Origin of the sequence: Pantoea sp. Pa-EAmG, from assembly GCF_030024295.1 — a bacterium.
GTDB lineage: Bacteria > Pseudomonadota > Gammaproteobacteria > Enterobacterales > Enterobacteriaceae > Pantoea > Pantoea dispersa.
Window position 1 is genome coordinate 1 of record NZ_JASEWO010000111.1, and the last position, 15,756, is coordinate 15,756.

General features: G+C 57.4%; 13 protein-coding genes and 3 pseudogenes. All 16 read left to right on the plus strand.

Annotation, left to right across the window (positions count from 1 at the left end; translation table 11 throughout):
* Positions 1-534, plus strand: a 534-nt coding sequence (locus QMM04_RS14860) for a DUF3304 domain-containing protein (RefSeq protein ID WP_282996434.1), incomplete at its 5' end; no start/stop codon positions are given.
* Positions 522-708 (plus strand): annotated as a pseudogene (locus QMM04_RS23200) (hypothetical protein); the annotation flags it as partial. The gene QMM04_RS14860 and the pseudogene QMM04_RS23200, both read left to right, overlap by 13 nt.
* Before the next feature lie 101 nt (positions 709-809).
* Positions 810-1,343 (plus strand): DUF3304 domain-containing protein, encoded by a 534-nt coding sequence (locus tag QMM04_RS14865; RefSeq protein ID WP_282996435.1) that lies wholly within the window; start codon positions 810-812, stop codon positions 1,341-1,343.
* Positions 1,331-1,565: pseudogene (locus QMM04_RS14870) on the plus strand (hypothetical protein); the annotation flags it as partial. The gene QMM04_RS14865 and the pseudogene QMM04_RS14870, both read left to right, overlap by 13 nt.
* A 101-nt stretch (positions 1,566-1,666) precedes the next feature.
* A complete protein-coding gene (locus tag QMM04_RS14875) occupies positions 1,667-2,200 on the plus strand; it encodes a DUF3304 domain-containing protein (RefSeq protein WP_058775852.1) in 534 nt (177 codons plus the stop codon).
* A pseudogene (locus QMM04_RS23205) lies at positions 2,188-2,371 on the plus strand (hypothetical protein); the annotation flags it as partial. The gene QMM04_RS14875 and the pseudogene QMM04_RS23205, both read left to right, overlap by 13 nt.
* Before the next feature lie 104 nt (positions 2,372-2,475).
* Complete coding sequence (locus tag QMM04_RS14880; RefSeq protein ID WP_159378580.1) at positions 2,476-3,006, plus strand: DUF3304 domain-containing protein; 531 nt, start codon at positions 2,476-2,478, stop codon at positions 3,004-3,006.
* The gene (locus QMM04_RS14885; RefSeq protein ID WP_282996437.1) at positions 2,994-5,441 is read left to right on the plus strand and encodes a DUF2235 domain-containing protein; all 2,448 of its coding nucleotides are present in this window, start codon (positions 2,994-2,996) and stop codon (positions 5,439-5,441) included. The genes QMM04_RS14880 and QMM04_RS14885 overlap by 13 nt, the downstream gene beginning before the upstream one ends.
* Positions 5,442-5,459: 18 nt before the next feature.
* Positions 5,460-5,717 carry a PAAR domain-containing protein gene (locus QMM04_RS14890; RefSeq protein WP_021509124.1) on the plus strand — a complete coding sequence of 86 codons (258 nt, stop codon included), beginning with the start codon at positions 5,460-5,462 and terminating at the stop codon, positions 5,715-5,717.
* 77 nt (positions 5,718-5,794) lie between these two features.
* Positions 5,795-6,853 carry a hypothetical protein gene (locus QMM04_RS14895; RefSeq protein WP_282996438.1) on the plus strand — a complete coding sequence of 353 codons (1,059 nt, stop codon included), beginning with the start codon at positions 5,795-5,797 and terminating at the stop codon, positions 6,851-6,853.
* Positions 6,837-10,277: an ImcF-related family protein gene (locus tag QMM04_RS14900; protein ID WP_282996439.1), complete on the plus strand. Its 3,441-nt coding sequence runs from the start codon at positions 6,837-6,839 to the stop codon at positions 10,275-10,277. The genes QMM04_RS14895 and QMM04_RS14900 overlap by 17 nt, the downstream gene beginning before the upstream one ends.
* Entirely contained in the window at positions 10,274-11,875 is a 1,602-nt protein-coding gene (gene tssA / locus QMM04_RS14905) for a type VI secretion system protein TssA (protein ID WP_282996440.1), read from the plus strand. Before QMM04_RS14900 ends, tssA begins: the two co-directional genes overlap by 4 nt.
* Positions 11,876-11,916: 41 nt before the next feature.
* Positions 11,917-13,671 carry a type VI secretion system baseplate subunit TssF gene (gene tssF, locus QMM04_RS14910; protein WP_264251178.1) on the plus strand — a complete coding sequence of 585 codons (1,755 nt, stop codon included), beginning with the start codon at positions 11,917-11,919 and terminating at the stop codon, positions 13,669-13,671.
* Positions 13,635-14,720, plus strand: a complete 1,086-nt coding sequence (gene tssG / locus QMM04_RS14915; RefSeq protein WP_159378573.1) for a type VI secretion system baseplate subunit TssG — start codon at positions 13,635-13,637, stop codon at positions 14,718-14,720. The genes tssF and tssG overlap by 37 nt, the downstream gene beginning before the upstream one ends.
* Positions 14,698-15,243, plus strand: a complete 546-nt coding sequence (gene tssJ, locus QMM04_RS14920; protein ID WP_282996441.1) for a type VI secretion system lipoprotein TssJ — start codon at positions 14,698-14,700, stop codon at positions 15,241-15,243. Before tssG ends, tssJ begins: the two co-directional genes overlap by 23 nt.
* Complete coding sequence (gene tssE, locus QMM04_RS14925; protein WP_282996442.1) at positions 15,243-15,695, plus strand: type VI secretion system baseplate subunit TssE; 453 nt, start codon at positions 15,243-15,245, stop codon at positions 15,693-15,695. Before tssJ ends, tssE begins: the two co-directional genes overlap by 1 nt.
* Positions 15,696-15,756 lie beyond the last annotated feature (61 nt).

Sequence of the window (15,756 nt, forward strand, 5' to 3'; positions counted from 1 at the left end):
ATGAAAATACGACATTACCTCGTGGTACTGGGTGCCCTGCTGCTGGCGGGCTGTAGCCAGCCGGTGGCAAAGGCGGAAAACCGGAGCGGCGGTGGTGGGATTATTGTCGCCATCAACCACACCAAATGGGCGATCAATCATTTCAGCGTCGACGGTCAGTCGGGAATTGACATTATCGGGCCGTATCAGGGCGGTGGAGGTGGCTGCTGCTATGGCGTGCCGGCGAAATGGCGGCCGGGTATGACGGTGAAAGTCGACTGGGAAACTGGAGTAGGAGATATGGATGGTTTCCCTGGCTTTGGTGATGACGCCAGGTATCTTGCCTGGGAAAAAAAAATGAAGGCCCAGAATAAGCAGCACAGAACGGTGGTACCAGTACCGGATTATACGGGGCAAAAAACCTGCGGGATCACGGTGCACTTTCTGCCCTGTGATGAGGTTAAGGTGACCACCAGCTGCGTGAGCCCCGGCCGGCCGGACTACCCAATCAACGAGCCCCTTAAGATGCCGGAGCCAAAAGTATGTCCAAAATAATTACCGATCTGGCGTGGTTCCCGCCAGCGTTTCCGGCTCAGGGGCGTTTACCCACCAGGGCTGCGCTGGTTGGCGCAAACTGCGCGCTGCAGGACAGCCACGAGCTTACCTGGCGGCAGGGCTGTGCATATCAGCCTGTTCTTCGACGGCAGCGGCAATAACCTTAATCACGATCTGGCCTTTATTCCCCTTCAGTAATGCTCAGCCATGCCATCCCGAAAAGTCACGGCTGAGCAATACGGACGTCATCCGTTTCTTCATCAAAGGAATGCAAAATGAAAATACGACATTACCTCGTGGTACTGGGTGCCCTGCTGCTGGCGGGCTGTAGCCAGCCGGTGGCAAAGGCGGAAAACCGGAGCGGCGGTGGTGGGATTATTGTCGCCATCAACCACACCAAATGGGCGATCAACCATTTCAGCGTCGACGGTCAGTCTGGAATTGACATCATCGGGCCGTATCAGGGCGGTGGAGGTGGCTGTTGCTATGGCGTGCCGGCGAAGTGGCGGCCGGGTATGACGGTGAGGGTGGACTGGGAAAGTGGCGAAGCATCAACAAAAGGGTTTCCAGGATTCGCTGATTCAAAAAAATACAGAGAATGGCGAGATAAAATTAAGGCCCAGAATAAGCAGCACAGTGCGGTGGTACCAGTTCCGGACTATACGGGACAGGAAATCTGCGGGATCACAGTGCATTTTCTGCCCTGTGATAAGGTGAAGGTGACCACCAGCTGCGTGAGCCCCGGCCGGCCGGACTACCCAATCAACGAGCCCCTTAAGATGCCGGAGCCGAAAGTATGCCCAAAATAATTACCGATCTGGCATGGTTCCCGCCGGCGTTTCCGGCTCAGGGACGTTTGCCCACTCAGGCTGCGCTGGTTGGCGCAAACTGCGCGCTGCAGGACAGCGATGAGCTGGCCTGGCGGCAGAAGCTGTGCCTGGCCGCCAGGCGGCGCGCGGAGCCTCCCTGCTGTAAGACTTTACACATCAGCCTGTTTTTTTGACGGCATCGGCAATAACCTCAATCACGACCTGACCTTTATCCCTATTCAGTAATGCTCAGCCATGCCATCCCGAAAAGTCATGGCTGAGCAAGACGGACGTCATCCGTTTCTTCATCAAAGGAATGCAAAATGAAAATACGACATTACCTCGTGGTACTGGGTGCCCTGCTGCTGGCGGGCTGTAGCCAGCCGGTGGCAAAGGCGGAAAACCGGAGCGGCGGTGGTGGGATTATTGTCGCCATCAACCACACCAAATGGGCGATCAACCATTTCAGCGTCGACGGTCAGTCTGGCATCGATGCTATTGGTCCGTATCAGGGCGGCGGCGGGGGGTGCTGCTATGGCGTGCCGGCGAATTGGCGGCCGGGTATGACGGTCAAAATCGACTGGGAAACAGGAGTGGGATACTCAATGGATTTTCCGGGTTATGCCGATGAACAAAAATTTTTATCCTGGGCCCAAAAAATAAAAGCCCAGAATAAGCAGCACAGTGCGGTGGTACCAGTACCGGATTATACGGGGCAAAAAACCTGCGGGATAACGGTGCACTTTATGCCCTGTGATGAGGTGAAGGTGACCACCAGCTGCGTGAGCCCCGGCCGGCTGGGCTACCCGATCAACGAGCCCCTTAAGATGCCGGAGCCGAAAGTATGTCCAAAATAATTACCGATCTGGCATGGTTCCCGCCAGCATTTCCGGCTCAGGGGCGTCTACCCACCAGGGCTGCGCTGGTTGGCGCAAACTGCGCGCAGCAGGACAGCTACGAGCTTACCTGGCGGCAGGACTGGGCATATCAGCCTGTTTTTCGACGGCACCGGCAATAGCCTTAATCACAAACTGGCCCTTATTCCTCTTCAGTAATGCTCAGCCATGCCATCCCGAAAAGTCATGGCTGAGCAATACGGACGTCATCCGTTTCTTCATCAAAGGAATGCAAAATGAAAATACGACATTACCTCGTGGTACTGGGTGCCCTGCTGCTGGCGGGCTGTAATCAGCCTGCGGCGAACGCGGAAAGCCGGGGCGGCGGCGGAACCATAGAGGCAATCAATCACACCAGGTGGGCAATCAACCATTTCAGCGTCGACGGTCAGTCGGGAATTGACATTATCGGGCCGTACCAGGGCGGCGGCGGGGGGTGTTGCTATGGCGTGCCGGCGAAATGGCGGCCGGGTATGACGGTCAAAATCGACTGGGAAACTGGAGTAGGAGATATGGATGGGTTTCCAGGCTTTGGTGATGACGCCAGGTATCTTGCCTGGGAAAAAAAAATGAAGGCTCAGAATCGTCAGCACAGCATCGTGGTGCCAGTTCCAGATTATACGGGGCAGGAAATCTGCGGGATCACGGTGCATTTTCTACCCTGTGATGAGGTGAAAGTGACGACCAGTTGTGCCAACTATGGCCATCCGGAACATCCGATCAAAGAGCCCCTTAAGATGCTGGAGCCAAAAATATGTCCAAAATAATCACCGATCTGGCGTGGTTCCCGCCGGCGTTTCCGGCTCAGGGGCGTTTACCCACCAGGGCTGCGCTGGTAGGCGCAAACTGCGCGCTGCAGGACAGCGATGAACTGGCCTGGCGGCAGAAACTGTGCCTGGCCGCCAGACAGCGCGTGGAGCCTCCCTGCTGTAAAACTTTACACATCAGCCTGTTTTTCGACGGCACCGGCAATAACCTTAATCACGACTTATATATTGCTGACCCGAAGCATCCCACCAATATTGCCCGTCTGTTTCGCGCCACCATCGGGCAGGGGAGTGCCGGGGGGGTAGCAAAAGGGGAGGAGCTGCTGGATGCTGACGGCAGCGGCGATGATAAATACTACAAATATTATATTCCCGGCGTCGGGACGCCTTTTCCCGAGGTGAACGATCTGGATTTCAGCATGATGGGGCTGGCGACAGCGACCCACGGGGAGGACAGAATCAACTGGGGTCTGCTGCGAATTATCGATGCCCTGAAGCGGACGACAACCAGGATGAGTCTGTCGAACAGTGCGAGCTGGAGCGCGGTGGAAAAAATGGCCACCTCTATGGCGTCCTTTGGGCTGACCGGCGCTGCCAACCGTTTTGAGACCTTCCAGAGCCTGCTAAAAGATATGGCACCAGAGCTGCAAAAGGCCCTGGTACCCACCGAGCCCGGAAAGCCAAAGCTGATGGGAATCAAGCTGTACGTGTACGGCTTTTCGCGCGGCGCAGCGGCAGCACGAGCTTTTGTCCGGTGGCTTAGCGAACTGCTGCCAAAGCCTGAGGAGGGAAAAGACAAACCCGAGCAGTGCCTGGCAGTGGGCGAGCTGAAAATTCCGCTCAGTGTAGAGTTCCTGGGCCTGCTGGATACGGTGGCTTCGGTGGGCGTGGCGCATATCGCCCCGGTGGCGGAAGGGCATATGGGCTGGGCAGACAAGACCCAGGAGTTGCCGGCAGAGAAGATCTATGGGGGATTGATCAAAAAGTGTGTCCATCTGGTCTCTTCCCACGAGCAGCGGCTGTGCTTCCCGCTGGATTCGATCCGCCGCCCGGATGGTAAATATCCAGCTAATAGTGTGGAGGTTGTTTATCCGGGTATGCACTCGGATTTAGGCGGAGGTTATCCACCGGGGGATCAGGGAAAGGCCAATGCAGACAACGACGGTTATTTGTTGTCACAAATAGCGCTGCATGAAATGTATGCCTCTGCCTTTGAGTCTGGAGCTCCTTTAAAAGTACCTAAGGAAGTGCTTCCTGTGGATTTGGCAAACGACCCTTGGCGAACCATGCCTTTTGATTTAGGGCGTGAATTTTTTATATCAGAAATATTAATAAATCGTTTCAACGCCTGGCGCGAGCTTACCCTCGGTCTGAGTTCGCCCATGGTCCCGATTCTCCCCGAACAAGCCGCAATATACGATCCGCCGCGCGCGCCGGTCAGCCTGGAGAAAGCCCTTGAAGATCAGATGGGCTGGATCACCGCCTGGCGTATTAACCGCTATGCCGGGGGAACCTACAAGACCCAGCGCTTCTATGTCGATTCGGCGGCAAATGGGCTGGATAAAGACAGCGATCCGCTGGTCAGAAAGCAGGCTGAGGATGACTGGAAAGAAGCACAGAAAAAAGTTGACGATGCTCGTAAGGAAAAAATTGCCGAACATAAACCTGAAGATGGCTTCCTGATGCTCCCGCCGGGGCCAAAGGATTTCGACGCCGCGCTGGGGCAAACCCAGCTGCGTCAGGCCGCAGAGGAGTTCAGAGAGGATTACCACGGCCTCTCCCGCTCGGGTACCGGGAACTGGATTTTTACAGCCGTTGATTCAATGAGTAACGCCATCTTCCTGCTGAATAACGATAATGAGTATGGCGAATGGCTCAGCATGAAAAACGCCGGAGACGATCGTGTAAAAGTGCTTTTCCCGGCGGCCGGCGAAGCGAGTAACGCCACTGAACCTGGCGGGCTGGTGCGGGCACTGTTTGACGATCAGATCCACGATTCCCGCGCGTGGTTTATGCACAACGCCTTCGGCTCCCGCGAACCCTGGGGCAGCTATTTCCTTTACCGGATGATCTATTTCGGCAGCTGCAGCAGTAAGCCAATGACGCCGTTGATGATTGCCGGAGCGGTAGTGGGCGTTGCGACCCTTGCCGCAGGCGCGGCCGTTATCATCAGACAGAAAAGCGCGAAGGGCAAACTTGCGGGGCTTGCCGGTACCGTGGGTGCCGTTTACCTCGAAACGCAGGCCATCGATCTGCTTTCCGGCAAACCGCTGCCAATGCTGCCCAACGCTGCACAGCTGCAGGCGCCAACGATGGAGCCAGGCACAGTGGTGGCACAGCAAACGCAGCTCATCAGCGATCAGCGGCTGGCACTGGCAAAAACGATGATTGAGTCCAGCTGGGCGGAAAATCTTAAGGCGACCGTAACGGCCTGATTCAGGGAGGGATGAAGGATGAAAGCAGTGATACGCGAGGGCGATACCCTGCAGGAGTACGGTGGGAAAGTGCTGGGCGGGCATTATCTTTGCTTCGGTAAAGGGATCGCCTGTAAAGGCGATGCAGTGAAGTGCAATAAACATGGCATCACGGTCATTAGCGAAGGCAGTTCGTTATCGGAAGTGGACGGACAGCCGGTGGCGCTGCATGGTCATCGTTGTGCCTGTGGCTGCACGCTGGTGAGCTCTTTTCCCGATTGCGGCATTGAGCTGTGAGGCCATTACCGGAGTATCCACCCTACCGGGTGGCGCGCGCCCCTGACGGCAAGCGATGGTTGTCAGCGGGGGCGCTGATGGTGTTGCTGTGCGGGGGAGGCGGCGCGCTGCTTCATCCTGCCGGGAGCGGTGCCGGACTGGTGATAAAAGGAATGGCTGGCGCGGTGATTCTGATGGGCGTGCTCTGGTTAATACGTTTGCTGTATTACCGGACGTCGGCCCATAACGCCCGGTATTACCAACAACTGGTTGAGCAGCAGCAGCAGGCCTGGTGGGAGCGGCATCAGAACCGTTTCGCGCTCAGTGAAATGGTGCTGCTGGGCCCGGGCGGGACCGATACGCCACACTGGCTGCGGCTGCTAAAGCGTGAGCATCGGGTTCCTGAGATAAAAAATGAGACGAGCGGGAAAGCGCTGCGTATCGGTCGAACGCTGGTCGATACGGTGGCTGAGCGCGAGGCTTTACTGGCAAAAATGCTGGTGCTGCAATGGCGGACGCAGCGCGCAGATTCCTCGATTCCACACTTATGGCGCTGCTACTGGCAGGGTTCTCTGGATGCCTGGCGTGCATTCTGTAGCCAGATGCAGGTTTCATTTCCGGACGTGGCGCTTCCTGAAAAACCGGAGACATGGCAAGGCGAAGAGACGTTGTCTGCACTTGCCGCAACGGCTCAAACGCTCCCTGAAACAGAGGCCATTCTGGTCGCCGGGTGTCATTCGATAGCTGCCTCGTTTAATTCTGCGCAGCCTGCCGGTGAGTCCGCTGCACTGTGTCTGGTCGCGCAGAAAGGGCTGGTCAGTCTCAACCGGGGGGAAGTTTACGATATCGCCGGGAAAGAGGTTTTAACCGCAGTCTGCGAACGAGCGGAGCAGCAAAGCGACCTCGAAACGCCGCATGACACCTGCATGCTGTTCTCACAGCCGGCGCTGCCCGCCCTGGCGCAAAGCGGCTGGAATGTGACCCATCACGTTCAGGACCTCAACTGGGGGAACCCCGGTGATATGGAAATGCTTATCGTGCTGATTCTGGCGGCTTTTTACGCAAAAAATTATCAACAACCCTGCGGCTGGATAGCCAAAGATCCTCTACATACTCTCGCTCTTGGAATTATTAAACCTTATGGTGAAGGAAAATAAACCCGCTGAATTTTCGGTGTTTGCCACGGCGGTGTTGTTTGTTGCTACTGTCACGCTACTTGTGCTGGCAGGTGGGTTACTGTGGTGGTATTGGGGGGAAGATCTCTCCACGGAATGGGACGTGATACGTCGAATCATGACGGCCTGTTTTGTTGTCTGGGGAGTGTCGCTCTGCGTACTGGTGCTGGGGTTTATCGCTTTTCATTTAATGATTCGGGAAAAAGTGATGGGAGAGGCTTCTTCCAGACCGGTCAAAAATAAAAGAACGCTCCGTCTGCCGCTCAGGGCGGACATCAGCAACCATCTCCGTCGTCGTTATAGCCTCTTCTGGCGAAGTAAAGTCCGCCTGCTGTTAGTCACAGGCGATGAAAACGCCATTGCTCAGTTGGTGCCCAACCTGCAAGCCCGCCAGTGGCTGGAAGGCAACCGCACGGTCTTGATTTATGGCGGCAGCCTGACTGCTGAGCCCGATAAGGAAAAATACACCGCGCTGCGTAAACTGCGCCGCGGGCGCCCGCTGGACGGGATTGTCCGCGTCATGCCGCAGTCGTTTAATCTGACTCCGCAAATCAGCGACAACGATTTACGCGGCCTGGAAAAAATCAGCGAACTGCTGCGCTATTCCGCCCCGGTTTATTTGTGGCAGCTATGCGACAGCGCCTGGTCGCAGGCAAAACGCACTGAACAGACGGTAGGGGCGACTTTTCCCCTGCGTGTTGAGCCTGACGATATTTGTCGTCAGCTTGAACGGATGCTGTCGGACCTGCGGACGCAGGGGGTGAGTCAGGTCGCTGAGAACAACGGCCACGACTTCCTGCTGCGCCTGGGCCAGCACCTCAAACACGGCGGTATCGCCCGCTGGGCTCAGCAACTGGTGCCATGGCTGACAGCCTCTCAGCAGCGTGTTCCGCTGCGTGGTCTGATGTTCAGCCTGCCGGACAGTCACTCAATTCATCCGACAGAGGGAACAGCCGACGCAGAGAAATATATCCCGGAATCACAACGCCATGCGCTGACCCTGCCGATGACCTGGCAGGGTATCGTGGACGACTGTACTCGTATTCGTGGCCGCCGAGTCGGTATGGCGTGGGAACAGACGCTTGCCTGGACGCTGATGGCCATCATGGGTATCTGGGGCGCGGGAACGCTGCTGTCGTTCGCGGTCAACCGTCAGCAGATCGTTTCTGTTGCTGAGCAGGCCCATGCTCTGGTGGAGCATCCTGCGGTATCGGATGAGCAGCTGACGGCGCTGCATACGCTGCGTAATCATGCCGGTCGCCTGCAGCATCGTATTCAGGAAGGCGCACCCTGGTATCAGCGTTTTGGCCTGGACCATAACCCGCAGCTGCTCGAGGCATTGCTGCCCTGGTATGGCGTGACGAACAACCGCCTGATCCGCGATCCGGCCAGTGCTGCGCTGACTAAAAAACTCAATGCGCTGGCGAATTCCGAACCGAACAGCGATCGGCGCGCTCAGCTGGCGACGCTGGGCTATGACCAGCTGAAGGCCTGGCTGATGATGGCGCGTCCGGATAAAGCCGACGGCGCGTATTACGCCCAGACCATGAAAGCAGTGCAGCCGACGCGAAAGGGCATTTCAACCGGCCTGTGGCAAAGCCTGTCGCCGGATTTGTGGGCTTTCTACATTAACGAACTGCCTGGGCAACCACAGTGGAAAATCACCCCGGATGCGCAGCTGGTGAGCCAGAGCCGCCAGGTGCTGTTGCAGCAAATTGGCCGGCGTAACGCCGAAAGCACGCTGTATGAAAACATGCTCACATCGGTGCGGCGTAACTTTGCCGATGTGTCGCTGGAAGACATGACCAGCGGTACTGATGCCCGCCGCCTGTTCACCACTGATGAAGTGGTACCGGGCATGTTCACCCGTCAGGCGTGGGAGGGCGGTATTCAGCAGGCTATCGAAAAGGCCACCAACTCCCGTCGGGATGAAATTGACTGGGTGCTGAGTGACAGCCGTAAAGCGGTCTCTTCAGACCTGTCGCCGGAGGCCCTGCAAGCACGTCTGACGCAACGTTACTTCACCGACTTTGCCGGTAGCTGGCTGAGCTTCCTTAATAGTCTGCGACTTAATCCTGCGAACAACATCGCAGACGTTACCGACCAGCTGACGCTGATGAGCGATGTCCGCCAGTCACCATTGATTGCCCTGATGAATACCATTGCCTGGCAGGGGCAGACCGGCCAGCAACGCGAAGGTCTATCGGACTCCCTCATCAAATCGGCCAAAGACCTGATGGGCGGACAGGACAAGCCAGCGATTGACCAGTCTTCATCAGGGCCGCAGGGACCGCTGGATGACACCTTTGGCCCACTGCTTCAGCTTTTAGGTAAAAACAAAGGCAGCAACGTTATGTCGGCGGACACGTCACTTAGCCTGCAGACGTATCTGACCCGCATCACCCGCGTGCGTCTGCGCCTGCAGCAGGTGGCCAGCGCCTCTGATCCGCAGGCAATGATGCAGACTCTGGCGCAGACCGTGTTCCAGGGCAAAAGTGTGGATCTGACCGACACCCAGCAGTACGGCAGTCTGATTTCGGCAAGCCTGGGCGAAGAGTGGAGTGGTTTTGGCAGCACGATGTTTGTCCAGCCCCTGACTCAGGCCTGGGAGACCGTGCTTCAGCCTTCGGCGGCGAGCCTGAATGATAAATGGAGCCGCTCGGTTGTCGCCAACTGGCAAACTGCCTTTGACGGACGTTTCCCGTTTGCCGCCAGCAAAAGTGATGCCTCTTTACCCATGCTGGCTGAATTTGTGCGTAAGGACAGCGGGCGTATCGAGCGCTTCCTGACCACAGAGCTCAACGGGGTGCTGCACAAAGAGGGCAGCCAGTGGGTGCCGGATAAGGTCAACAGCCAGGGGCTGAGCTTCAACCCGGCCTTGCTGCGGGCGATTAATCAGCTGAGCCAACTGTCAGACATTCTGTTCACCGATGGCAGCCAGGGCATCAGCTTTGAGCTGCAGGCGCGTCCTGTACCGCAGGTAGTGGAGACCCAGTTGATTGTTGATGGACAAAAGCTGCACTACTTCAACCAGATGGCCGACTGGCAGAGCTTCCGCTGGCCGGGTGACACTTACAAGCCGGGGACGATGCTGACCTGGATCTCGGTCAACGCTGGTGCGCGTTTGTTCGGGGATTACAGCGGGACCTGGGGCTTTATTCGCTGGCTGGACCAGGGCAAACGCCAGCAGCTTGACCGCAGCCAGTGGATGATGAGCTTTACTGCCCCGGACGGTCGCACTTTGCAGTGGGTGCTGCGCTCACAACTCGGGAAAGGTCCGCTGGCGTTGCTGGATCTGCGCGGTTTCACGCTGCCGGATCAGATATTCAGTGTCGACAGCGCGGCCACCGCGCAGGCGCTGATGGCTAACACCGCAAACAGTGACATGGAGGAGGTCGAAGAATGAGCACACTGCAGAATCTGGTCACAGCCTGTCAGGCTGACGAAACTCAGCTGCGGCGGCAGGCGCAGGCACGCACGGAAAACTGGCAGCCCTGGCTTGCGCCGGTAAGTAGCGCCAGTCCGACCGGTGAGGACCCAAGCTATGATGATGATTTTCAGCGTATCCGCGAAGAGGTCAATAAGCTCTCCGGCATCGATACCGGATTGATTTGTACGCTTGCCGAAAAACTGCTGACCACTGCGGCCAAAGATATCCGCGTTGCGACTTATTATTGCTGGGCGCGCCTGCACCAGGACGGCGAAGCCGGTTTTGCCGAAGGACTTGAGCTGCTGGCGGGATTGCTACAGCGCTATGGCATGCAGCTTCATCCTCAGCGCGAGCGGAGTCGTAAACCGGCGCTGGAGTGGCTCGCAGGCTCCCGCGTTCTGGACAGCCTGTCACTCTGGCCGGAAGTGATTCGCGACGATGCACTGCGCACTGCCGGTGCGCTGCTGCTGTTGCGCGACAGTCTGGATACAGAGCCGGAAGCGTCGCGGCCAGAGCTGAATGCCCTGTACAGCGCGCTGGAATCCCGCCTGATGAAGGCCGGTGGTGTGGATGCCGTGGTACCGCAGAACGCAGGTGATAAGGCACCGTCACAGATCTCCACGCCAGTGACGGAGCCAGATGCGCCTGTGCTGAGCCGCATTACCTCCGGTCAGGATTTGCTGGCCCAGGCCCGCACCCTGACCGGATATCTGCGTGAGCAACCCGATGGCTGGCTTGCCGCCCACCGGCTGATGAAAAGCCTGCGTCATGACACGTTGCACAGCATTCCTGCGCCGGATGCACAAGGCAAAACCCGCATAGATCCGCCTCGCGCAGACCAGCGTGCCATGCTCAAACGTCTGTATCTGCAGCAGAGCTGGGGCGAAATACTGGAGCAGGCAGACAGCGCCTTTTCGCGTGGCGCTAATCACCTCTGGCTGGATTTGCAGTGGTATATCCACCAGGCGCTGATGAAATCGGGGCAGGAGGTGCTTGCCGGGATCATCGCCGCCGACCTGAAAGGATTACTGCGTCGCCTTACCGGGCTTGAAACTATGGCCTTTAATGACGGTACGCCGTTTGCCGATGAAGTGACGCTAAACTGGATAAACCAGAGCGTACTGGACGACATCTCCGGCTGGCGGGATGAGCCGGTCAGCGCCGCTAGCACGGATGACAACGATATTCTGGCTCTTGAGCCGGAAGCGCTGGATAAAGCGGACACTGACGGTCTGGAAGCCACACTCCACTGGCTACAGACACGCCCGGGCACCGACTCGACAAAAGACAGATGGTTGCTGCGTTTGCTGATGGCCCGCGTGGCCGAGCAGAAGGGCAAAAATGAACTGGCCCTGCATCTGCTGGGAGAGCTCGACAGTGCCGCACAGTCAATTACCCTCACGCAGTGGACACCGGCATTGCTGTTTGAAGTGAAATCGCGCCGCCTCAGACTGCTGCGCATGAAAGCCACACGCAGTGAAACCGATAAATCACGGTTACAGCCAGAGATGGATTTGCTTTTGGCGGGTCTGATTGCGCTCGATCCGGCCAGCAGCGCAGTGCTTTGCGGTTAAAACGCCAGGCATACCTTTCAAACACACATATTCAGGTTTTTATGGATGATTTAACCCTGCGTTATTACGACGCTGAAATGCGCTACCTGCTGGAAGCCGGTGAAGAGTTTGCGCGTGCTCATCCCGAGCAGGCGGCAATGCTTAATCTCGATAAAGCGGGAGCGCGCGACCCGTACGTGGAGCGACTGTTCGAGGGCTTTGCCTTCCTGATGGGCCGGCTGCGCGAGAAGCTCGATGACGACTTGCCCGAATTAACCGAAGGGCTGGTCAGCCTGCTGTGGCCACATTACCTGCGTACCATTCCGTCCATGTCGGTGGTGGAATTCACCCCTGACTGGCGCGAGATGAAAGAGCCGATGCGCATCGTCAAAGGTTTTGAGGTGAACTCGCGGCCGATCGGCGAGAAGGGCACGCGCTGCCGGTATACCACCACCAGAGAGATGACGCTTCAGCCGTTGTCGCTGGAACATGTCCGTCTGTCGACTGACCCTGACGGGCGTTCGGTTATTACTCTGCGTTTTCACTGCAGTGACCTCGCTGACTGGACGCGCATCGACCTGAGCTGTATTGCGCTGTATTTCAACGCCGACGCGCCGCTGGCCTGTGCCATGCATGAAGCCTTCACCATGAATGTCGCCCGCCTGTGGCTGCGCCTGCCGGGTGACATCGACAGAAGACCGCTCGACGGGTATTTCACCGCGCTGGGCTTTGGCGATAACGACGACCTGTGGCCGAAGGGCAGCAGCAGCTTCAGCGGCTATCAGCTGTTGCTGGAGTATTTCACCTTCCGCGAGAAATTCATGTTCACGGGCCTGCGTGGGCTGGAGACCGTGGTCTTTCCGGCTGAACTCCCCTGGTTTGAAATCGACGTGGTGCTGGCGGAGCGCTGGGAACATGACTTCAGCTTTACCGAAAAGCATCTGCGCCTGAACTGTGTGCCGGTGATTAATCTGTTCCCGCTGGAATCTGACCCGCTGACGCTCAACTCCCTGCAGACCGAATACATGCTGCGCCCGATGCGCGTGCAGGATGGTCATACCGAGATTTATGCGGTGGATTCGGTGATGTCATCCAGCCAGCATAGCTATGTGCCGTTTTCGAGCTTTCGCCATAAAGGCGGCATGATGCGCCATCAGGCCCCCGAATATTACTACCACACGCGCGTACGTCGCGGTCCGTCCGGTCTGCATAACACCTGGCTTATCCTCGGCGGTGAAGCGTTTGATAACCACACGGTGCCGGAAGACGAAAGCCTGTCGCTGACGCTCACCGGCACCAACGGCCAGCTGCCACGACGTGCTCTGCAGAGCACGGTGCTTGATACGGTGATGAAAACCACCTCAGCCAGTATCGCCGTGCGTAACCTGTGTGCGCCGACACTACCCTGTTATCCACCGGCGCAGGACCGTTTCCACTGGCGCGTGCTGAGCCATCTCGGCAGCGGATTCCTGTCGATGATGGACAACGCCGACGTGCTACGCGGGACGCTGGCGCTGTACGAATGGACCGACAGTGAGATGAACCGCCGTCGGCTGGAAGCCATCATTGACGTTAAGCACCGCGAAACCGAGCGTTTCGAGCAGGGCTATCTGGTACGCGGTGTGCAGATTGAGGTGACGCTGGACAGTCACGGCTTTGCCGGGCGCGGCGACATCTGTCTGTTCGGCGAGATGCTGAGCCGCTTCTTTGCGCTGTATACCGATATCTATCTGTTCAACCGCCTGATTATCATCCTGCAACCGACTGGAGAGCGCCTGGAATGGGAAGAGAAGCACAACCGCCGCATTCCCGGCTGACCCCGCGGCTGGAAGCCGACCTTCACCGCATCAACTTTTACCGCTTATGCCAGCTGCTGGAGAAGCGTAATCCTGGCAGGCCGCTGATGGGTTCGACCAGCCACCCGGCGGATGACCCGGTGCGGTTTGCGCCACATCCGGGGATGGGATTTCCGGCCAGCGAAATAAAGGCTGTCGAATATGACGAGGAGGATGACAGCAAGCCACCGCTCATCCGCACGACCTTTATGGGGATGTACGGGGTTGATTCCCCCTTGCCGACCGCCTATCTCGATGACATCACTCAGCGTCGCGAAGGTCACGAAGCGCTGCAGGGTTTTCTGGATATCTTCAGCCACCGTATCCTGACGCAGTTTTACCGTATCTGGCGTAAATACTCCTACCCGGCCACATTTGAGCCCGGCGGTACTGATACTATCTCGCAGTCACTGCTGGGTCTGGTGGGACTTGGGATACCGGGCACCGCAGAGCACATCGCCACCCCGGTGTCCCGATTTCTGGCGCTGCTGGGTGTGCTGCAGCAGCCAGGTAAAACCCAGGAGGGGATGCAGGCCCTGGTGAGCCTGCTGGCACCCGACACGACGGTGCAGGTGAGCCCGTATTGCCTGCGACCAGTGGCAGTCAGCCAGCCGCTGGGCTTTTACGGCGATGACGATTTTCTGCTGGATGGCAACACACCGCTGGGCGAAGAGGCGATGGATGCCAACAGCCAGTTGCTGATTGCTCTGTTCACCGATAACGAGCAGGAATCACAGGGCTGGAAACCGGACGGCCTGCTGTATCAGGACTTTCTGGTGATGCTGCGGGTGTATCTCGGCTGGCGCTTTAAAGCAAAAATCACTTTGACCACCCGAACCCGCCTGCTGGTTGCGCCGCCGCTCGGCGAAGGCCCATTCTGGCTGGGGATGAATGGCGTTCTGGGCGCGCAAGACGAATATCTCCCGGAGGATTTTCCGCAGACCTTTACCACGGAACTGGGTTATTACGCCGGGCTGGAGCCTGCATCATCACAACAAGGAAACCGACGTGTTACGTACAAGTTTGATTAAATCCGCATGCTGGCTACCTGCGCTACTGGCATTCAGCCTGACGGGCTGTGGGGTGATGCAGGGTATCACCGATGGCACCAAATCGGCATTTAACGCCGTGTTTTACAAAAAGATTAAGGTGCTGCACCTGGATTTCACCGCCCGTGAGGCGCTGAACACCGATTCCCGTGAAAGTAATTCGCTGTCTGAGCCGGTGGTTATTCGGGTCTGGCAGCTGAAAGACCGTAAAACCTTCGACAAAACGGTCTATCAGCAGCTACTCCGGGATGGCGACACGATCCTGAAAGCCGATCTGCTGGCAACCCGGGATGTAGTGGTAAAACCTGGCGGTGATGCGAACCTCGATATGCCAATGGAAGAAGATGCGCAGTTTGTCGCCGTGGCAGGGCTGTTCCGCCATCCGGATAGAGTTAACAACACCTGGAAGCTGGTGATAGGGCGTGAAGACCTTGACCCGGATAAGCCGCGCATTCTGGAAGCCGGTAACAACCATTTGACGCTACAACCGCTCAAGGACGACTGATGCCCCAGGGACATAACACACCTTCGCTGTATGAAATGCTCACCGGCAACTTCACCGGCGGCCTCGACCTGCATCAGGTCAGCGAACAGAATCAGGTGATTTTGTCCGTGCTCGATAACATGCAGCGCATCCTCAACTGCCGCGCCGGCACGCTGGCGCATCTGCCGGACTATGGTCTGCCCGATATGACCAAAATCCTGCAGGGCATGCCGGGTACTGCCCATGAGCTGATTGGCACCCTGTCTGCTGTTCTGATCAGGTATGAGCCGCGCCTGAAGAGCATCAGAGTGGTGCTACTGGAGCAGAATGTCCCCGGCGAGTTGCGTTATGCCATTGATGCTGAATTGAAAGGCATTGGCCTCGTACGCTATGGCACCGAGTTTATGCCCGAGGGACGGGTTCTGTTGAGGCATCTTAAGCAGCAGTATCTTGCTCACCAGGCCAGAGTTTAGCCCGGTTAGTGAATGTATATCCGTAACAAAAACTGGCAGCAAGTGATGTCGTGCAATGGGC